At 60.2% G+C, this 18,845-nt stretch carries 16 protein-coding genes; 6 read left to right on the top strand and 10 right to left on the bottom strand.

What is annotated here, in order from left to right:
* The first annotated feature begins 282 nt into the window (after positions 1-282).
* Positions 283-1,620, top strand: a complete 1,338-nt coding sequence (glpT, locus tag AACV02_RS02025; RefSeq protein WP_106575782.1) for a glycerol-3-phosphate transporter — start codon at positions 283-285, stop codon at positions 1,618-1,620.
* Here glpT and AACV02_RS02020 read toward each other — a convergent pair.
* Together AACV02_RS02020 and AACV02_RS02015 are read right to left on the bottom strand one after the other, a co-directional pair.
* Positions 1,617-2,270 carry a gamma-glutamylcyclotransferase gene (locus AACV02_RS02020; protein ID WP_119737303.1) on the bottom strand — a complete coding sequence of 218 codons (654 nt, stop codon included), beginning with the start codon at positions 2,268-2,270 and terminating at the stop codon, positions 1,617-1,619. The two genes, glpT and AACV02_RS02020, sit on opposite strands and share 4 nt — an antisense overlap.
* Positions 2,271-2,310: 40 nt before the next feature.
* On the bottom strand, positions 2,311-4,698 hold the full coding sequence (locus tag AACV02_RS02015; protein WP_119737301.1) for a TonB-dependent receptor plug domain-containing protein: 2,388 nt from the start codon (positions 4,696-4,698) through the stop codon (positions 2,311-2,313).
* A 321-nt stretch (positions 4,699-5,019) separates the two neighbouring features.
* Here AACV02_RS02015 and AACV02_RS02010 point away from each other — a divergent pair, with 321 nt between their 5' ends.
* Positions 5,020-5,502 (top strand): sn-glycerol-3-phosphate transporter, encoded by a 483-nt coding sequence (locus tag AACV02_RS02010; RefSeq protein ID WP_119737299.1) that lies wholly within the window; start codon positions 5,020-5,022, stop codon positions 5,500-5,502.
* Here AACV02_RS02010 and AACV02_RS02005 read toward each other — a convergent pair.
* The 6 genes from AACV02_RS02005 to AACV02_RS01980 all read right to left on the bottom strand — a co-directional run bounded on the left by AACV02_RS02005 (position 5,499) and on the right by AACV02_RS01980 (position 12,792).
* Positions 5,499-6,467, bottom strand: coding sequence for a CDP-6-deoxy-delta-3,4-glucoseen reductase (locus AACV02_RS02005; RefSeq protein ID WP_106575786.1), 969 nt, complete (start codon positions 6,465-6,467; stop codon positions 5,499-5,501). The genes AACV02_RS02010 and AACV02_RS02005 overlap by 4 nt on opposite strands.
* Positions 6,467-7,933 (bottom strand): 4-hydroxy-3-polyprenylbenzoate decarboxylase, encoded by a 1,467-nt coding sequence (gene ubiD / locus AACV02_RS02000; RefSeq protein WP_106575787.1) that lies wholly within the window; start codon positions 7,931-7,933, stop codon positions 6,467-6,469. Before ubiD ends, AACV02_RS02005 begins: the two co-directional genes overlap by 1 nt.
* Before the next feature lie 59 nt (positions 7,934-7,992).
* Positions 7,993-9,996 (bottom strand): acyltransferase family protein, encoded by a 2,004-nt coding sequence (locus AACV02_RS01995; RefSeq protein WP_119737297.1) that lies wholly within the window; start codon positions 9,994-9,996, stop codon positions 7,993-7,995.
* A gap of 155 nt (positions 9,997-10,151) precedes the next feature.
* Complete coding sequence (gene rho / locus AACV02_RS01990) at positions 10,152-11,411, bottom strand: transcription termination factor Rho (protein WP_003176825.1); 1,260 nt, start codon at positions 11,409-11,411, stop codon at positions 10,152-10,154.
* A gap of 234 nt (positions 11,412-11,645) precedes the next feature.
* The gene (trxA, locus tag AACV02_RS01985; RefSeq protein ID WP_106575789.1) at positions 11,646-11,975 is read right to left on the bottom strand and encodes a thioredoxin TrxA; all 330 of its coding nucleotides are present in this window, start codon (positions 11,973-11,975) and stop codon (positions 11,646-11,648) included.
* A gap of 121 nt (positions 11,976-12,096) precedes the next feature.
* Positions 12,097-12,792 (bottom strand): FadR/GntR family transcriptional regulator, encoded by a 696-nt coding sequence (locus AACV02_RS01980; protein ID WP_106575790.1) that lies wholly within the window; start codon positions 12,790-12,792, stop codon positions 12,097-12,099.
* A 255-nt stretch (positions 12,793-13,047) separates the two neighbouring features.
* Here AACV02_RS01980 and AACV02_RS01975 point away from each other — a divergent pair, with 255 nt between their 5' ends.
* From AACV02_RS01975 to AACV02_RS01960, 4 genes are read left to right on the top strand one after another with little or no spacing between them, the layout of a single operon-like run.
* Positions 13,048-13,833 (top strand): transporter substrate-binding domain-containing protein, encoded by a 786-nt coding sequence (locus tag AACV02_RS01975; protein ID WP_106575791.1) that lies wholly within the window; start codon positions 13,048-13,050, stop codon positions 13,831-13,833.
* Positions 13,834-13,850: 17 nt separating this feature from the next.
* On the top strand, positions 13,851-14,519 hold the full coding sequence (locus tag AACV02_RS01970; protein ID WP_064454658.1) for an amino acid ABC transporter permease: 669 nt from the start codon (positions 13,851-13,853) through the stop codon (positions 14,517-14,519).
* Positions 14,516-15,166 carry an amino acid ABC transporter permease gene (locus tag AACV02_RS01965; RefSeq protein ID WP_106575792.1) on the top strand — a complete coding sequence of 217 codons (651 nt, stop codon included), beginning with the start codon at positions 14,516-14,518 and terminating at the stop codon, positions 15,164-15,166. The genes AACV02_RS01970 and AACV02_RS01965 overlap by 4 nt, the downstream gene beginning before the upstream one ends.
* Positions 15,153-15,890, top strand: coding sequence for an amino acid ABC transporter ATP-binding protein (locus tag AACV02_RS01960; RefSeq protein WP_106575793.1), 738 nt, complete (start codon positions 15,153-15,155; stop codon positions 15,888-15,890). The genes AACV02_RS01965 and AACV02_RS01960 overlap by 14 nt, the downstream gene beginning before the upstream one ends.
* Here the strand turns inward: AACV02_RS01960 and AACV02_RS01955 are convergent.
* Together AACV02_RS01955 and AACV02_RS01950 are read right to left on the bottom strand one after the other, a co-directional pair.
* A complete protein-coding gene (locus AACV02_RS01955) occupies positions 15,862-16,260 on the bottom strand; it encodes a hypothetical protein (RefSeq protein WP_305955850.1) in 399 nt (132 codons plus the stop codon). The two genes, AACV02_RS01960 and AACV02_RS01955, sit on opposite strands and share 29 nt — an antisense overlap.
* 142 nt (positions 16,261-16,402) lie before the next feature.
* A complete protein-coding gene (locus tag AACV02_RS01950) occupies positions 16,403-18,841 on the bottom strand; it encodes a fimbria/pilus outer membrane usher protein (protein ID WP_256680288.1) in 2,439 nt (812 codons plus the stop codon).
* Between the last annotated feature and the right edge of the window lie 4 nt (positions 18,842-18,845).

Raw genomic sequence — 18,845 nt, 5'->3', positions numbered from 1 at the left:
CGCGGTCAATGTGGGAGCGGGCTTGCTCGCGAAGGCGGTCTGTCAGCGACACATGTTCTGACTGACCCAGCGCTTTCGCGGGCAAGCCCGCTCCCACATTTGGATTCCCATCGTTCTGCAGAACGCAATCACGACCCACACTTACCTATTAGCGACATGTTCATAAGAGAACATGCAATCGCTCCGATTTCCTGTGTTTGCGGATAAGAGGCGATGCTATTTTCGGTAACGAAACTGTAACATTCGCATCCGCAGTCAAAACAAGAAATTTGGAGCTCTTGAATGTTTGCTTTCTTTCGTCCTGCCGCACACCAGGCGCCTCTGCCTGAAGAAAAAATAGACAGTACCTACCGACGGCTGCGCTGGCAGATCTTCGCCGGTATTTTCTTTGGTTACGCCGGTTACTACCTGCTGCGCAAAAACTTCTCGCTGGCCATGCCGTACCTGATCGACGAGGGTTACACCCGTGGTGAGCTGGGCCTGGCGATGTCGGCGATTGCAATTGCCTACGGCTTGTCCAAATTCCTCATGGGCCTGGTGTCCGACCGCTCCAACCCACGCTATTTCCTGCCCTTCGGCCTGCTGATATCGGCCGGGGTGATGTTCATTTTCGGTTTCGCGCCTTGGGCCACGTCCAGCGTGACCATGATGTTCATTTTGCTGTTCATCAACGGCTGGGCTCAGGGCATGGGCTGGCCGCCGAGCGGACGCACCATGGTGCACTGGTGGTCGCAGAAAGAACGCGGCGGCGTGGTGTCGGTATGGAACGTGGCGCACAACGTCGGCGGTGGCCTGATCGGCCCGCTGTTCCTGCTGGGCATGGCCTGGTTCAACGACTGGCACGCAGCGTTCTATGTGCCGGCGACCGTGGCATTGCTGGTGGCGGCGTTTGCCTTCATCACCATGCGTGACACCCCGCAATCGGTCGGCCTGCCGCCAATCGAGGCATACAAGAACGACTACCCGGAAGGCTACGACGCCAGCCACGAGGACGAATTCAGCGCCAAGGAAATCTTCGTCAAGTACGTGCTGCGCAACAAAATGCTGTGGTACATCGCCTTCGCCAACGTCTTCGTCTACCTGCTGCGCTACGGCGTATTGGACTGGGCGCCAACGTACCTCAAGGAAGCCAAGCACTTCGACGTGGATAAAACCTCGTGGGCATACTTCTTCTATGAGTGGGCGGGTATTCCCGGCACGCTGCTGTGCGGCTGGATGTCGGACAAGATCTTTCGTGGCAACCGCGGCCTGACCGGCATCGTGTTCATGGCACTGGTCACCGTGGCGACCCTGGTTTACTGGCTCAACCCGCCAGGCAACCCGATGATCGACATGATCGCGCTGTTCTCCATCGGCTTCCTGATTTACGGCCCGGTGATGCTGATCGGCCTGCAGGCGCTGGAACTGGCGCCGAAAAAAGCCGCGGGCACCGCTGCGGGTTTCACAGGCTTGTTCGGTTACCTGGGCGGTTCAGTGGCAGCGAGTGCGGCCATGGGCTACACCGTGGACCATTTCGGCTGGGACGGTGGGTTTGTGTTGCTGGTAGGCGCGTGTCTGTTGGCGATTGCCTTCCTGATCCCAACGCTGTGGCACACCAACAGCGTCAGCGCAGCGCGTTAACCGCCTGAGCAATCCTTTGCACAACGCTTGAGCCGCGCCTCCAGATTTTTATCTGGCATGGCGTGGCTACGCAGGGCGTTAACGGTCTGCTCGACATAATCGCGCGTGGTGCCGTAACGCCCGCAAGCGCTTTCCAGTACGTGATTGAGCACGATATCGGGCAAGTTGCCGGCATAGCTGGGCAAATGCCGCTCCAACACAAACCCCAACGCTTGTACCTGACTGCCATCTTCCAGACGGCAGCTGAGCCAGTGCGGCCGGTATGAGGGATAGGGCATCTCGCGCTGCCACAGGGCGTAAAGCGAGGCCTCCAGCTGATCCTCCGGCAAGCGGTAGGCAAACCCGCTGCATGAGCCGCCGCGATCCAGACCGAACACCAACCCTGGCAACTCCGGCGTACCCCGATGCTCGTGTGACCACAGGTACAAACCCCGGTGATAGCCGTGAACCCGTGCGCGCATGCGCTGGGTCGACGAGCATTCGGGGCGCCAGATCAGCGAACCATAAGCGAACAGCCAGACCGGCCCACCCTTGTGCTTGGCCATGGTGGCCTGCATCGAACTCATTAATTGCTCGTGAGTCAGTTGCGGCCCCAGATCGAGCCGCGGAGGGTAAGCCAATTGCAAAAGATCGGTTTCAATAACGGTCATGGCGGATCGCTTAGGTCTCCTTTATCACTCAAATAAGCTGTTACCAGTTGTAAGCAACTTTACCGTAATAAAACGCGCCGCTGTAACCGTACGGCGAAAAAGTGCTATAGGCGAGGTTGCCGCCACTGCTGGCGTAAGCGTTGACCTTTTCCGGGTATTTATCGGTGACGTTGTCGCCGCCCAGGGTGAAGGTCCAGTTCTTGAGCTTGTAGTCCGCCGACAGGTCCAACACCCAGGCGGCCTTGAAGGTCTGGTCGTTGACCTTGTCCGCCTGATAACTGGTGAATTCACCGTAGCGAACCAGGTTGCTGTGCAGCGCCCAATGGCCATAGGTGAAATCGTTACCCAGGCTCAGTTTGTGCTGAGGCGTGGTGTCGCCGAGCAAACCGATGCGCTCACGACGGTCCACCCGCACCAGGTTGGCGCCCAGGCTGTCCAGAATCGCCGGGTTAGGCTTCACGTCGGTCACTTTGGTGTGGTTGTAGTTGTAGCCCACGGTGCTGTTCCAGCGGATGCCGTTATCGAACGGGTAGCGATAGTTGGCCACCAGATCGACGCCGTCGGTGCTGGTGTCGGTGGCGTTGGTGAAGTAACGGGCGCTGGTGTAGTTGATATTGCCTACCCCATTGGCTTGCAGGTAGGCGATGGTGGCCGGGTTGAGATTGAGGTTGGAGGACAGGCTGATGCGATCGCGGATATCGATGCGGTACACGTCGAGCGTCACGGTCAAGTCATCGGCAGGCTCCAGCACCAGGCCAAGGCTGTAGTTGCGCGACTTCTCGGCTTTCAGGTCTTCGGCGCCGAGCAGGCGGGCCACCTGGCTGTTGGCCGGGAACGTGCCGGCTTCCTGAATGGTGTTACCGATCAACTGGGACGAGGTGTAGGCAAAGTTCTGCTGGGCCAGGGAAGGTGCGCGAAAACCGTTCGAGATGCTGCCACGCAAGGCCACTTGCGGGGTGAAGTCATAACGGGCCGACAGCGAACCGCTGACGTTGGACCCAAAGTCGCTGTAGTCCTCATGACGCACGGCGGCCGAGGCGCTGAGTTTTTCGGTGAAGTTGGTTTCCAGGTCCAGGTATTGCGCCCAGCTATGCCGCGCGCTGCTGCCGGCGTCGGCATCACGGAAACCACCCAGGCCCGAGCTGCCGCTTTGATAGTAGGACGCAGGTTCTCCGGCTTCGATTTCATAGCTCTGGCGCAGGTACTCGCCGCCAAACGCCACCGACACCGGGTACGGCAGGAAGCCCACGTCGAATTCGCGCGACAGGTCCAGGCTGACTTGCTTCTGGTCATTGCTCAGGGTGCCGTTGTCGAACTTGCGCGGCGTGGCCAGGCCCAGTGAGGTGTTGATGGTTTCAGTGCTCAGCTCGTACTGGTTCTTGCCGTAGTTGGCCGACAGGTCGTAATGCCAGTCGTAAGCCAGCAAGCCGCGCAGGCCGACGACCAATGAGGTGTCTTCCAGGTTGCCTTTGATCAACGGCAGATAACCATTAGGGTTCAGCGCCGGGATGTTATTGGACGCATTGCTCGCCCGGTAGAACGCCGCCGTCTCGCCGCGACGCTTGCTGTAGCCGCCGAAGGTGTAGAACTCGGCTGCATCGTTGAAGGAATATTCCGAGTTGAACTGGAATTTGCCTTCATTGGTGGCCGGTTCGCCCTGACGGAACACGCGCTGGCCATACGTGGTGGAACCGATGCTGCCTGGGCGGAAGTCGTCGCCGGCGCGGTTGGTGTAATCGTTGTCGGCACCTTCGCCCGAGACATTGATAAAGCCATTGTCGCCCAAGGCAAACCCGGTATTGCCGCTGACATTGCGCTGGATGCCATCACCCTTTTTGTATTCGCCGAACTTGGTCGAGATCGAACCGCCGTGGTCGTCGTGCTTGAGGATCACGTTGATCACGCCGGCGATCGCGTCAGAGCCATAACGCGCTGACGCGCCGTCACGCAGCACTTCGATGTGGTCGACTGCCGACAACGGGATCGCATTCAAATCCGCCGGGGCCGAGCCACGCCCCACCGCCCCGCCAAGGTTGACGAAGGCGCTGGTGTGGCGGCGTTTGCCATTGACCAGCACCAGCACTTGATCCGGCGACAGACCGCGCAGTTGCGCAGGGCGCACCAGTTCGGCGCCGTCCACCAGGCTCGGACGCGGGAAGTTGATCGACGGAATCAGGCGCGCCAACACAGCGCCCAGCTCATCGGAGCCGGTGCTGCGCAGGCTGTCGCCGGAAATCACATCAATGGGCGACAGCGAAGCACTGGCCGTGCGCTCTTGGGCGCGAGTGCCGGTGACGATGACGGTGTCGAGTTTTGGTGCGTCGGTGGTCGCTGTCTGCGCAGCCATGACGGGATTGAATCCCACAGCAGTCAGCAAATTGGCCGACAAAATCGCTGTGTACAGCGCGTGTTTCTTGTAGCTCCCCATACCGCTCCCCTCAGAATCAAACATCAGAACGTCAAGCTCTGAGTTCCTACGATCGATCCGGCTGGCGGGCGGTGGCGGTCAGTTATTGGTTATTGGCAGATAGTCGGTAGTCCGTTGAGATATAGCTTAATGATATTTATGTAACAAATTAAATACCTTTAAAGCATAAGCAAAAGCATAAGCGCCGCACCTGTTCATCAGGATTGGGGCCAGCAATCCCGGTAATTTCAGCCGCGGTTCAGCCTGACAACGCGCCAAGCCCTCAAAATAGCGCACAGCACGACCCACTTAGCCGTCCAACCGCCTATCGAGGTCGCACCCATGAAGAAGTTTCGATTGCCCAGCCTGTTGTTCCTGGCCCAGGCCACCACCGCACTGGCGGCCGAAGTACCGCCGGCTGATGAAGACAAGGGGTTCTGGTACGCGCAGACCAGCGTCTATACCCGGCATTTCGCGCCCGACCCTAAGCACAACAACAATCAGGACCTGATCGGCCTGGAGCGCAATGAGGCGTCAGGTTTTGTGTATGGCGCGGCGACATTTCGCAATTCGTTCAGCCAACGCGCTTACTACGCCTATGCAGGCAAGCGCTATGACATGGCCGACTATCCGGTATATGTAAAACTCACGGGCGGGTTATTGCAGGGCTATCGCGGCGAGTACCGCGACAAGATCCCGTTGAACCGTTTCGGCGTTGCGCCGGTGATCATCCCGTCCGTGGGCGCCCACTATGGGCCGGTAGCAGCAGAGCTGGTGTTACTGGGCTTTAATGCCGCGATGGTCACCACCGGCGTGCGCTTTTAAGGGCGCGGTGCGTAGGCGAACACATCGGCGCGCATCTGGTGCGCATCCATACCCGCTTCAACCAGCGCATCCAGCGTGCCGTAGATCATCGCCGGCGAGCCACTGGCGTAGACATGCACGGCTTTAAGGTCGCTGATGTCTTCACACACCGCTTCATGCAGGAGGCCGCAACGGCCTTCCCAACCACAGAGGTCGCTGACCACTTTGTGCAGGAACAGGTTGGGCAGTTTCAGCCACTGGTCCCAGTGCTCGATTTCGTAGAAGTCTTCCGGGCGGCGCACGCCCCAGTACAGGTGCACCGGGTGCTTGAAGCCAGAGGCGCGGCAATGCTCGATCAGGCTGTGCATCTGCGCCATGCCGGTGCCGGCGGCGATCAATACCAGCGGCCCGTCCGGCAGTTCAGCCAGGTGGGTGTCGCCAAACGGCAATTCGATGCGAGCCATCTGATTACGCTGCAACTGTTCGAGCAGGTTACGCGCGCTGTCCTCACGGGCCAGCACATGCAATTCCAGCTCACGCCCGGCGTGGGGCGCCGAGGCCAAAGAAAACGCCGACTTCTCGCCATTCTCCCGCTCGATCATCAGGTATTGCCCGGCGTGGTAACGCACCGGCTTGCCGGCCGGAGCCCGCAGGCGCACGCGCCATACATCGCCACCGACTTCCACACACTCACTCAATTGGCACGACAACTTGCGCAACGGCAACTCTCCCGGCGCCAGCACGCCATCCCACAACACAACGCAATCTTCCAGCGGCTCGGCGATGCAGGTGTAGAACTCACCATGGTCGCGCACCTCGCCGGCTTGCTGTACCCGCCCTTCTACCAGCAGCGCCGCGCACACATGGCACACGCCATTGCGACAGGCTTGCGGGCACTCGTAGCCCAGGCGGCGCGCACCTTCGAGGATCCGCTCGCCAGGGACCAGTTCCAGTACAGCGCCGGAAGGTTGCAGGGTTACACGCATCAATCTATTCCCAATTCTTTCCAGATTGCATCGACACGCGCGGTCACGGCGTCATCCTTGACGATTACCCGGCCCCATTCGCGGGTCGTTTCACCCGGCCATTTGTGGGTGGCATCCAGGCCCATTTTCGAGCCCAGGCCTGACACTGGCGATGCGAAGTCGAGGTAGTCGATCGGCGTGTTGTCGATCATCACCGTGTCGCGCTTGGGGTCCATGCGCGTGGTGATGGCCCAGATCACGTCGTTCCAGTCCCGGGCATTGATGTCGTCGTCGGTGACAATAACGAACTTGGTATACATGAACTGTCGCAAAAACGACCACACACCGAGCATTACCCGCTTGGCGTGGCCCGGGTACGACTTCTTCATCGTCACGATGGCCATGCGGTACGAGCAGCCTTCCGGCGGCAGGTAGAAGTCGGTGATCTCCGGGAATTGCTTCTGCAGGATCGGCACAAACACTTCGTTGAGGGCCACGCCCAGGATGGCCGGCTCATCCGGCGGACGGCCGGTGTAGGTGCTGTGGTAGATCGGTTTGATCCGATGGGTAATGCGCTCGACGGTGAACACCGGGAAGCTGTCGACTTCGTTGTAGTAGCCGGTATGGTCGCCGTAAGGGCCTTCATCGGCCATTTCGCCCGGATGAATCACGCCTTCAAGGATGATTTCGGCGGTGGCCGGCACTTGCAGGTCGTTGCCGCGGCACTTCACCAGCTCGGTACGGTTACCGCGCAGCAGGCCGGCGAAGGCATATTCAGAGAGGCTGTCGGGCACTGGCGTGACGGCGCCGAGAATCGTCGCCGGGTCAGCGCCCAGGGCAACGGAAACCGGGAACGGCTTGCCGGGGTGTTTTTCGCACCACTCACGAAAGTCCAGTGCGCCGCCACGGTGGCTCAGCCAGCGCATGATCACCTTGTTGCGGCCGATCACTTGCTGACGGTAGATGCCGAGGTTCTGGCGGTCTTTGTTCGGGCCTTTGGTGACGGTCAGTCCCCATGTGATCAGCGGGCCGACGTCGCCCGGCCAGCAGGTCTGCACAGGCAGCATGCCGAGGTCGACGTCATCGCCTTCGATGACCACTTCCTGGCACACGGCGTCTTTGACCACCTTGGGCGCCATGGCGATGATCTTGCGGAAGATCGGCAGCTTCGACCAGGCATCCTTGAGGCCCTTGGGTGGCTCGGGCTCCTTGAGGAAGGCCAGCAGCTTGCCGATCTCGCGCAGCTCGCTGACCGACTCGGCGCCCATGCCAAAGGCAACACGGTCGGGCGTGCCGAACAGGTTGCCGAGCACCGGAATATCAAAGCCGGTCGGGTTTTCGAACAGCAGCGCCGGGCCCTTGTTACGCAGGGTACGGTCGCAAATCTCAGTCATTTCCAGCACCGGGGAAATCGGCACCTGGATACGTTTCAACTCTCCGCGCTGCTCAAGTTGCTGCACGAAATCCCGAAGATCCTTGAATTTCATTAACCATGCCACTCGTAAAATAGGCGTACATCCTACCTGCTCTTACGAGCGCTGGCAGCTTATTGCACATCATTGCGGCTTACATCTGTTTGCACCGAGGCCTGGCGCAGGGTGCGGAAGAACGGCTCCAGGAACCCTTCCACATACCGCGTGCCCACGCTTGAGAGGTGGTTGTCATCGGTATACAGCGACTGGCCGCCGAGTTCGACGCGACACCACCCGTTGGTGTCGCACAGCTTCGGCGCCGGGTCCAGTAGTTGAACACCTGGATCGGCCGCTGCGATCTGCTCAAAGACACCGCTGATGAAGGTTTGGCGCTGCAGGTGTTCGGCCAGGGGCAAGCCTTCGCGGTCGGTCGGGCGCCCCAACATGGCCAAACGGCTAAGCCGGTACGGCACATTGAATTCCTGCAGCGGCACTTCCTTGACCAGCCATACACGATGACCACCGGCGCGTAATTGCTGCACCAAGGTATTCAAACCCTCGCTGAATAGCTGCTCAGCCACGGCGCGGTCATATTTCCCCGTCGCCGGGTCATGGATCGACGCACCGGTATCACCGGAGCGCTGCCCATACACGTAGAGGCTCCAGCGCGCCACCAGCACCACATCACTGAAGGGCTCGCGCTTGAGCAACTGCGTAACGCGCTCGTTGAACGCCCCGCACCCTGGGGTGTTTTCTTTGCGGTAGAACGGCAGGCAACCGGCGTAGCCCGCCTGGGTGATGCTGAAGTCGTACTGTTTTGAAGCATCGCTCAATGCCGGAATCAACGCCGAGGCATGGCTGTCGCCCCAGACCAGCGCCTTGGCCGTGGCCGCCTGCGGACCAAAATGGCACAACTCACGGTGCTTGTTTTTCTTGTCGTCCGACAAACAGTTCATAAGCGTGGGACTCCAGGTGTACGCCTGGGCAAATTGCAGCGCCTGAGGCGGCAGCCGCCACGCAAAACCATCCGACCACACCAGGCTCTTGCCGATCAGGCCGAGGCTGACGAGCGCCATGACGCCCGCGGCCAGGATTGCCCGATTGCCCGCCAACAGACGCCGCTCGCGAAAGGGCCCCTCAACGAATCGCCAGGACCCATAGCCCAGTAACAGGCTCAGGAAAAACAGGCCCGCAACCTCCACAGGCGCCAGGCCGAAAATGCTGGCGTACTTGCCAAACACCAGCACCGGCCAGTGCCACAGGTACCAGGAATAGGAAATCAGCCCCACGCCCACCAGCACACGGCTACCCAACAACCGGCCTACCAGTGTGATGTGCTGACCGTTGGCCCAAATAAGCCCCACCACACCCACTACCGGCAACAGCGCTGCAACCCCTGGAAAGGCGGTGCTGGCGTCATAACCCAGTACCGCCACCAGAATCATTCCCAGGCCGATCAAGCTGACCGTCTGCGCCAGCATCGGGCTTGCGCGCTGCGCCCGCGCCGGCATTACCGCCAGCATGGAACCCGCCAACAACTCCCAGGCCCGCATCGGCAGCAGGAAAAAGGCCTTGTCCGGTTCTCGGGACACCGCCCACACGCTGGCAGCAAATGAGGCGAGCATCAGCACAAACAAGGCACCACGCCATTGCTTGAGCCGGCTCGACAGCAGCGCCAGCAAGAGTGGAAAACCGATGTAGAACTGCTCTTCAACCGAAAGCGACCAGGTGTGGAGCATCGGCTTCATATCGGAGGCTGTATCGAAATAGCCGTCCTGCCGCATAAAGAAGAGGTTGGAGATGAAGATCACTTGGTTGTGAATCGAGCGTCCCAGCTCTGAATAGTCCTTGGGCGCCATCAAAAACCAGCCAACCACCAATGACACGAACATCATGACGACCAGTGCCGGCAGGATGCGCCGGGCCCGGCGAGCCCAGAAATCGAGAAAACTGAAACGCCCGGCTTCACGCTCGCGCCAGATAATCGAAGTGATCAGAAACCCTGAAATCACAAAGAACACATCAACGCCAACAAAGCCGCCAGTGACGCCTGGTACTCCAAAATGGAACAGCACAACAGCCAGGACAGCGATGGCACGCAGGCCGTCAATGTCCCTTCGGTAAGCAAGAGCGGTCATAGATCGTAGGTCAGCCTGATTCGAATGGGAATGAGCGTAGCCGCACTCAGTTTTTTTGTTTCTTAACTGACACTATTGTCCTGCAAAGCTCTCTTTCTCAACACAAAAAAATGGCGCCCCGAAGGGCGCCATTTTTTCGGACCTGGAGCGTCGTGTTACTTACGCTTCATCGACAGGAAGAACTCGTCGTTGGTCTTGGTGGTTTTCAGCTTGTCGATCAGGAACTCGATGGCGGCGACTTCGTCCATCGGGTGCAGCAGCTTGCGCAGGATCCACATGCGCTGCAGTTCGTCATCGGCGGTCAGCAACTCTTCGCGGCGGGTGCCGGAGCGGTTGATGTTGATCGCAGGGAACACACGCTTCTCAGCAATACGACGGTCAAGCGGCAGTTCCATGTTGCCGGTACCCTTGAACTCTTCGTAGATCACTTCGTCCATCTTCGAGCCGGTTTCAACCAGCGCGGTGGCGATAATGGTCAGCGAGCCGCCTTCTTCGATGTTCCGCGCAGCACCGAAGAAACGCTTTGGTTTCTCCAGGGCGTGGGCATCGACACCACCGGTGAGCACTTTGCCGGAGCTTGGGATCACGGTGTTGTAGGCACGGGCCAGACGGGTGATGGAGTCGAGCAGGATCACCACGTCTTTCTTGTGTTCGACCAGGCGCTTGGCCTTCTCGATCACCATTTCGGCAACCTGCACGTGGCGGGTCGGCGGCTCGTCGAACGTGGAGGCAACCACTTCGCCGCGCACAGTGCGCTGCATTTCGGTTACTTCTTCCGGACGCTCATCGATCAGCAACACGATCAGGTGAACTTCCGGGTTGTTACGAGCGATGTTCGCTGCAATGTTCTGCAGCATGATGGTCTTACCGGCTTTCGGCGGTGCGACGATCAGACCGCGCTGGCCTTTACCGATCGGGGCGCACAGGTCGATGACACGACCAGTCAAGTCTTCGGTGGAACCGTTACCGGCTTCCATCTTCATGCGCACAGTCGGGAACAGCGGGGTCAGGTTCTCGAAGAGAATCTTGTTTTTCGCGTTCTCGGGACGGTCGAAGTTGATCGTGTCGACCTTGAGCAGGGCGAAATAACGCTCGCCTTCCTTAGGAGGGCGGATCTTGCCAACGATGGTGTCACCGGTGCGCAAGTTGAAGCGACGGATCTGGCTCGGCGAGACATAGATGTCGTCTGGGCCGGCAAGATAGGAGGCGTCTGCAGAGCGGAGGAAGCCGAAGCCGTCCTGGAGAATCTCCAGCACGCCATCACCGGAGATTTCCTCGCCGCTTTTCGCGTGCTTTTTGAGCAGGGAGAAAATCACGTCCTGCTTGCGCGAACGGGCCATATTTTCTATGCCCATTTCTTCGGCCAATTGGAGCAGGTCGGTAATCGGCTTTTGCTTGAGTTCAGTCAGATTCATATAGGAATGACGTAATCATTTATGGAGGGGGGAAATTAAGCTTTTGGCTTAATGAGGCCGCGCCGCAGAGAAGGCGACAGGATCGCGTACTAATCGAAAAGGAATGCGTCGGCGACGGCTTGCAGGGGGCAGTGGAGAAGCCAGTGCGGGGCCGAATGTACCACCTGAGTTTCGGAGCGTCTAGCCCTGTTTCACGAAAAAGCCCCGCAATTTGCGGGGCTTTTTTGACGACGCTTAAATGTTCGCGTCGAGGAAAGCTTGCAGCTGGGACTTGGACAGCGCGCCTACTTTAGTGGCTTCGACGTTGCCGTTCTTGAACAGCATCAGGGTCGGAATACCACGCACGCCGTGCTTGGCCGGAGTCTCCTGGTTATCGTCGATGTTCAGCTTGGCAATGGTCAGCTTGCCGTCGTAGGTGGTTGCAATGTCGTCCAGAACAGGGGCGATCATTTTGCAAGGGCCGCACCATTCAGCCCAGTAGTCAACCAGGACCGGGCCTTGAGCCTTGAGTACTTGTTCCTCAAAGTTCGCGTCGGTGACGTGCTTGATAAGATCGTTGCTCATGGATGTCTCCGGATTGTAAGCAAAAAAAACGTGGCCCATCATAGCCGCCCTTCCCCCGTTCAGGAAGCCGCCTCTGATTGACTCTTGCTATGGTGACGCATGAGTTTGGGTATAGCTCAACTTACGGTGTCACGGGAGTCACGAAGGCAATGCCAGTGCGCAATGCCGCATTGCGTACGTGTTCCTGCATGGTTCTCTGGGCTTGCGCACTGGCGCGCCGAGCCAGTGCACGCAGGATCTTGCGGTGCTCCTGCCAGGTTTCCATGGCCCGTTCCGGCCGGATGAACGGTAGTTTCTGGCTCTCCAGAAACACCTCGGCGCTGGCACTCAGGATGCTCACCATCGCCTGATTACCACTGGCCAGCAGAATCCGCTGGTGAAATTCGAAGTCGAGCCGGGCGGCGGCTTCAAAATCGCCGGCCTTGAGCACCTTGCGCATCGCCTCGACATTGTCTTCCAGGCCGTCCAACTCATCGATGCTCAACGTTACGGCCGCCAGCCCGGCGGCAAAACCCTCCAGCGCATAGCGCAACTGGAAGATATCCAGCGGTGTGGCCTGAGCGGCAAAGGGCCAGGCAAAACCCGGCGCCTCCTGCACCTCTTGCACGAACACACCCTTGCCCGGCTGCACGCTGACCACGCCCAGCGCACTCAAGGACGACAACGCCTCGCGCAGCGATGCCCGACTCACACCCAACTGCACCGCCAGGTCGCGCTGTGAGGGCAACGCATCGCCCGCTGCAAAGCCCTGCTCCTTGATCAGTTTGCGGATGGCCTGCAGGGCCGCTTCCGGTACGGCTTGGGCGATGGAATTCATATAAAACTCATAGTTCCAGACAACTGAGCGGCTAGTTGTAAAGCTATTCGCAGCCGGCGGCAAGCCACGCCCCAAAGGGGCTCGCGGGCTTTTACCGGCGCTCGAAAAAGGTGCGAAAAGCGCACGCACTGTTCAGACCAGTAAGACCACCGCACCTCAACAAATCCCGGCCTTGCAGGCAATACCAGCAGTGATGGCATGGGCTGTGCACTGAGCAAAATCAGAAAATCCCTTCGCCCTTTTCGGAGAGTCGCCATGACCAAGCGCTACAGCGCCCTGCTCACTGCCCTGTTTGCCAGCCTGATGCTGAGCCAGGCACCCGCCCAGGCCAATGGTCTGGACGACATTGTCGCCCGTGGCACCCTCAAGGTCGCCGTGCCTCAAGACTTCCCGCCGTTCGGCTCGGTCGGTCCGGACATGAAGCCCCGCGGCCTGGACATCGACACCGCCAAGCTGCTGGCTGACCAGCTCAAGGTCAAGCTGGAGCTGACGCCGGTCAACAGCACCAACCGCATTCCATTCCTCACCACCGGCAAGGTCGACCTGGTGATTTCCAGCCTGGGCAAAAACGCCGAGCGGGAAAAAGTCATCGATTTCTCCAAGGCCTATGCGCCCTTCTACCTGGCGGTGTTTGGTCCGCCTGATGCGCCGATCAGCACCACTGACGACCTCAAGGGCAAGACCATCAGCGTGACCCGCGGCGCCATCGAAGACATCGAGTTGACCGCCGTAGCGCCCAAGGAAGCCACGATCAAGCGCTTCGAAGACAACAACTCGACCATCGCCGCCTACCTGGCCGGCCAGGTCGACCTGATCGCCAGTGGCAACGTGGTGATGGTGGCCATCAGCGAGCGCAACCCGAAACGCGTGCCGGCCCTGAAAGTGAAACTCAAGGACTCGCCGGTCTACGTGGGCGTGAACAAGAACGAGCCGGCGCTGCTGGAGAAGGTCAACCAGATCCTGGTAGCGGCCAAAGCCGATGGCAGCCTGGAGAAAAATGCGATGCAGTGGCTTAAAGAGCCGCTGCCCGCCGACCTTTAAAGCGACGGAGCTGATTCATGGCGTATCAATTTGACTTTATGCCTGTGCTCGCCAACACCGACCTGCTGTTGCGCGGTGCGCTGTTCACGCTTGAGCTGACGGCCATCGGCGCGATCCTCGGGGTGGCCCTGGGCACCGTCGGCGCCGTGGTGCGGGCGTGGAAGATCCAGCCGTTTGCGTGGTTCTTCGGTGTGTATGTCGAGTTGATCCGCAACACGCCGTTTCTGGTGCAGCTGTTCTTCATCTTCTTTGGCCTGCCCTCGCTGGGGCTGAAAATAACCGAATGGCAAGCCGCCGTGCTGGCGATGGTGATCAACCTGGGGGCCTACTCGACCGAGATCATTCGCGCCGGCATCCAGGCCATCCCTCGCGGCCAGCTGGAAGCCGCCGCCGCACTGGCAATGACGCGTTTCGAAGCGTTCCGCCACGTGGTGCTGCTGCCGGCGCTGGGCAAGGTGTGGCCGGCCCTGAGCAGCCAGATCATCATCGTGATGCTCGGCTCGGCCGTGTGTTCGCAGATCGCCACCGAAGAGCTGAGCTTTGCCGCCAACTTTATTCAGTCGCGCAACTTCCGCGCCTTTGAAACCTACGCACTGACCACGCTGGTGTACCTGTGCATGGCATTGATGATTCGCCAGTTGCTCAACTGGATTGGCCGGCGGTTTGTGATGAGGAACAGCCGATGAGTGATTTTTCGTTCTGGGACATCGTGCGCAACCTGGCTGTTGGCCTGCAATGGACCCTGTTGCTGTCGCTGGTGGCGTTTGTCGGCGGCGGCCTGATCGGTTTGCTGGTGATGACCATGCGCATCAGCCGCAAAGCCTTCGCACGCAATGTTGCGCGCACCTATATCGAACTGTTCCAGGGCACGCCGCTGTTGATGCAGCTGTTCCTGGTGTTTTTCGGCATTGCCCTTCTGGGTGTGGATATTTCGCCCTGGCTGGCAGCGGCAATCGCCTTGACCCTGTTTACCAGCGCCTACCTGGCCGAGATCTGGCGCGGCTGCGTTGAATCCATCGCCCATGGGCAATGGGAAGCGTCGGCCAGCCTGGCGCTCAACCCGCTTGAACAACTGCGCTACGTGATCCTGCCCCAAGCGCTGCGGATTGCCGTGGCACCCACCGTGGGGTTCTCGGTGCAGGTGGTCAAAGGCACCGCCGTGACGTCGATCATCGGCTTTACCGAACTGACCAAGACCGGCGGCATGCTCGCCAACGCCACCTTCGAACCCTTTATGGTCTACGGCCTGGTGGCCCTCGGTTACTTCCTGCTCTGCTACCCCTTGTCCCTCAGTGCCCGCTACCTGGAAAGGAGACTGCATGCCTCTGCTTAGAATTTCCGCCCTGCATAAGTATTACGGCGATCACCACGTACTCAAGGGCATCGACCTGACCGTGGAAGAGGGCCAGGTGGTGGCGATCATCGGCCGCAGCGGCTCGGGCAAGTCCACCTTGCTGCGTACCCTCAATGGCCTGGAATCGATCAACGACGGTGTGATCGAAGTCGATGGCGAATACCTCGATGCCGCGCGCGCCGACCTGCGCAGCCTGCGGCAGAAAGTCGGCATGGTGTTCCAGCAGTTCAACCTGTTCCCGCACCTGACGGTGGGCGAAAACGTCATGCTCGCGCCGCAAGTGGTGCAGAAAGTGCCCAAGGCCAAAGCCGCACAGCTTGCCAGGCAGATGCTGGAGCGCGTCGGGCTGGGCGAGAAGTTCGACGCCTTCCCGGATCGCCTGTCCGGTGGCCAGCAACAGCGCGTCGCGATTGCGCGTGCACTGGCCATGTCACCCAAGGTGCTGCTGTGCGACGAAATCACCTCGGCCCTGGACCCTGAACTGGTCAATGAAGTGCTCAGCGTGGTGCGTCAACTGGCCAACGACGGCATGACCCTGATCATGGTGACCCACGAAATGCGCTTCGCCCGGGAAGTCGGCGACAAACTGGTGTTCATGCACCAAGGCAAAGTGCATGAGGTGGGCGACCCCAAGACACTGTTCGCCAACCCAAAAACGCCGGAATTCGCCAACTTCATTGGCTCAGTGGAACAACCGGGCTGACCAGTTCGAAACTGCCCTGCCCTTCAAGGTGCGTCTCGCTACGCACCTGGAAGGCGTCGGCAGCCAGGTCGGTGTCGATATCGACCTGGGCCGTGAATTGACGCCCTGCCCTCGGCCCCCCGGCCACTCGCGCTATCAACGTCTGGCCGGGCAACAGGTGCCCGCTGACCGTCTCGCCGGCTGAGTGCGCGGGCGCCCAGCCAACGGCTTGCCCATCTAAACGCGCGTGTGTGAGGTTCAGGCGGAAATGCCCCTGGCGCCCGAAACGAAAGCTCTCGCCATCGGCCGCCACGCCGACAAAACGCAACGCGATTGCCGCGGGCTCAGCACACAGTACATTCACGCTCAACGAGCGAGTGCCGAGCGCCATGGACGTGCTTTCAACAAGCGCCTCTCTGCGAATAGCGCCGTAGTCTATGCGCGGCTGGCTCACCGATAACCGGCAATTTTCAGCCCGGGCATCAGGCGTCGCGAGCAGTGCGCAGAGCATTAGCAAAGGCACGCTTTTAAGCTTAACGGCCATGGCACACCGCCGAGGTGGTTTCATAGAACTTGTCATTGTCGGGTTGGCTCTTGAGGTCAATGCGTAGCAGGCAGGTAGAAGCGTCCGGCAATGAAACACGCAGGCTTTGCGCCTCATTGACGTCATTGAGGAACACCATGCCCTCGCCCACCACGCTGGTCACGAAGCGATCGCCCGTGCCGAACACCGAGGCGCCTTGAGGCAATGGCCGGCCATGCTGATCCTTTGCGGTGAGCAAAATACGGCGCACTTTCACCACATCGAAATCCACGGCATTGAAGGATCCACGGCCCGCCGTGAGCACCTGCGTGCCGTTTTTCAGGTCGACGCGCCTGGGCAAGGACGGGGTCTGCACCTCAACCCGGCTGTTGGTATAAGCCGGCAGGCCTGCGATCACGGCTTGCCCGCTGAAATCGGTCCACACCGGGCCTTGGGGGGTCTGGACTTTTGCCGCGCCGATATCCCCGACAGAGACGATGCCGAAGGTGTCCTGCACGGGGTAAGGCGAAAAGGTCAGCCCGCCTGCGTGAGCCACCACGCCGCCTTGCAGCTGCCCGGTGTAACTGGTGCCCTGCGGGTCGCGGCTGACACCCAGGCCGACCCGGGTATAACGAGGCAGCAGGTCCACCTGCCCGCGCACCGATGCCTGCCGGGCCTTGAGGTCGCGCTCGACGCCCACTTCGTAATTCACATACTCGTTGACCCGTTCGCTGAGCGACGTGCCGGCGGTGAACTGATCACCGCGACGACTGGTGTAACTGTGCACACGACGATCCCCACCCAATGGCACGCTGACCTGCAACCGCACGGACAAATCGTTGTCCAGCGCCCGTTCGCGCCGGTTGCCGGCACGCGTGACGTCACGATCAGACCGAGTGCCGCCCACTTGCGAGTCGGCAATCAACGCGACATCGGCGCGGCTGAATGACTTGTTCCACGAGGTGAACACATGCTCGCTCGTTCGCCCGTCAAATTGGGCGCTGCGGGTATAACCCAGCGAGAACACCCCCAGCGTGGGGTCGGCCCAGCTCATGCCTGCCGTGTACTGGTTCTTGAAGCGCGAACCCAATTCGTCGGGCCGGGAGACGCGGCCGGCTTCAGTGACCTCACGATAACCCTGGGTCTGGGTGGTCGCACTGAGGTTGACGTCAACATTGGGCAGCACCGGGCTGCTCACGGAGACGCTGCTGCGCGACCCGGACACTGCGTTTTTGCTGTCTCGCGACAAGTTGTGACGTGCCCCCACGGACACCCGCTGCACAAACACGCTGTTCAGGGTGACGCCCGCCGACCCATAGTCATCGGCGCTCAACAAGCCAAAGCCCGCCGACGAGTCGCGCCCCAGCCCCCATGTGCCGCTGGCCATGGCGACCCGCGGTGATGGCCCCTCTTCGAGGGTGTTTTTGCGCAACTTGCCAACCGAGAAATAATAACCAGGCGCCGCCGGACCAGCCCCCGCGAACGACGCCGTCGGCACCACGAAGCTGCGCCTGACACCGCGCACATCGATCACGCTGACGTCCAGGTCACTGGTGTCATTGAGCAGCGGCAACCCCGCAAGCCTGAACGGGCCTTCAGGCACCAACGTGCTGTAGATCAACGCACCGGACTGGCGCACTTCAACCCGCGACTGGCTCTGGGCGAGCCCTTCAACCACCGCATGGTTGCCGCCCGCAGCGGCACGCGATTGGCCATCGGGGTAAAACTGCAGCCCGGACAACTGGACCCCGCCAAACAACGGGTTATGGCTGGAGATCTGGCCGACCTGGAACGTCGACTGCAACGCAGCAATATCCCGCTGGGCAAACGCGTAAAGGTGTTCGGTGCGGGTCTTGCCGTTGTCGGACACATAGAACTGGCGGCTGCGGACCACCCAATCGTCAAGGTTGAAGCCTGCCTCGGTGTAGGCCGAGATGAACCGGCTGGGCCCACTGCGCGAATGACTGTCCAAACCCAGCACGTCATAGTTGAACAGCGCGGCTGCGCCGCCCGTGGAAAAGGGCCCGGCCTCCCACTGCGGCGCACGCAATGACTGGGTCGGCACAACCAGCGTCACTTCCTCGGTACCGGGGCGCAACCTCAGCATTGTGGTCGGGAACGCAGCGAGAAAGTCATGACAGGCCGCGTCCGGTGTAGCGCCTTCGTGGAGGATGTCGCGCGGCTTTACCAGCCCGGCTTTTTCCAGCAGCCCAGGCGTAAAACACAATCGACCCTCGTGATCGAAACGTGCATCTACCAGCCCAAGCGGGTTTCCATTGACCCGCAGGCCCACCACGTGCACGCCTTCACGAAAGCGCGCTGCACTGCGAAAGTAGTCGGAGACCTTGGGGTCAATACCGTGGGTTGTCAGTGCCGCGAGGTCAAAGCCCTCTCCCAACTCCAGCGCAGAAACAACGCCGGGCAAGCTCCAAAGGGCTGCAAAACCCATGATC

The organism is Pseudomonas sp. Larv2_ips (assembly GCF_963879675.1).
Lineage (GTDB): Bacteria > Pseudomonadota > Gammaproteobacteria > Pseudomonadales > Pseudomonadaceae > Aquipseudomonas.
This window is presented reverse-complemented; position numbering and strand designations above follow the sequence as displayed.

Excerpts from the sequence above, each read along its gene's own strand:
- AACV02_RS01950 (WP_256680288.1), bottom strand. The coding sequence starts at position 18,841 with ATGGGTTTTGCAGCCCTTTGGAGCTTGCCCGGCGTTGTTTCTGCGCTG.
- glpT (WP_106575782.1), top strand. The coding sequence starts at position 283 with ATGTTTGCTTTCTTTCGTCCTGCCGCACACCAGGCGCCTCTGCCTGAA.
- AACV02_RS01970 (WP_064454658.1), top strand. The coding sequence starts at position 13,851 with ATGGCGTATCAATTTGACTTTATGCCTGTGCTCGCCAACACCGACCTG.
- rho (WP_003176825.1), bottom strand. The coding sequence starts at position 11,411 with ATGAATCTGACTGAACTCAAGCAAAAGCCGATTACCGACCTGCTCCAA.
- AACV02_RS02005 (WP_106575786.1), bottom strand. The coding sequence starts at position 6,467 with ATGCGTGTAACCCTGCAACCTTCCGGCGCTGTACTGGAACTGGTCCCT.
- ubiD (WP_106575787.1), bottom strand. The coding sequence starts at position 7,933 with ATGAAATTCAAGGATCTTCGGGATTTCGTGCAGCAACTTGAGCAGCGC.
- AACV02_RS02020 (WP_119737303.1), bottom strand. The coding sequence starts at position 2,270 with ATGACCGTTATTGAAACCGATCTTTTGCAATTGGCTTACCCTCCGCGG.
- AACV02_RS02010 (WP_119737299.1), top strand. The coding sequence starts at position 5,020 with ATGAAGAAGTTTCGATTGCCCAGCCTGTTGTTCCTGGCCCAGGCCACC.
- AACV02_RS01975 (WP_106575791.1), top strand. The coding sequence starts at position 13,048 with ATGACCAAGCGCTACAGCGCCCTGCTCACTGCCCTGTTTGCCAGCCTG.
- trxA (WP_106575789.1), bottom strand. The coding sequence starts at position 11,975 with ATGAGCAACGATCTTATCAAGCACGTCACCGACGCGAACTTTGAGGAA.
- AACV02_RS02015 (WP_119737301.1), bottom strand. The coding sequence starts at position 4,698 with ATGGGGAGCTACAAGAAACACGCGCTGTACACAGCGATTTTGTCGGCC.
- AACV02_RS01965 (WP_106575792.1), top strand. The coding sequence starts at position 14,516 with ATGAGTGATTTTTCGTTCTGGGACATCGTGCGCAACCTGGCTGTTGGC.
- AACV02_RS01995 (WP_119737297.1), bottom strand. The coding sequence starts at position 9,996 with ATGACCGCTCTTGCTTACCGAAGGGACATTGACGGCCTGCGTGCCATC.
- AACV02_RS01980 (WP_106575790.1), bottom strand. The coding sequence starts at position 12,792 with ATGAATTCCATCGCCCAAGCCGTACCGGAAGCGGCCCTGCAGGCCATC.
- AACV02_RS01960 (WP_106575793.1), top strand. The coding sequence starts at position 15,153 with ATGCCTCTGCTTAGAATTTCCGCCCTGCATAAGTATTACGGCGATCAC.
- AACV02_RS01955 (WP_305955850.1), bottom strand. The coding sequence starts at position 16,260 with ATGGCGCTCGGCACTCGCTCGTTGAGCGTGAATGTACTGTGTGCTGAG.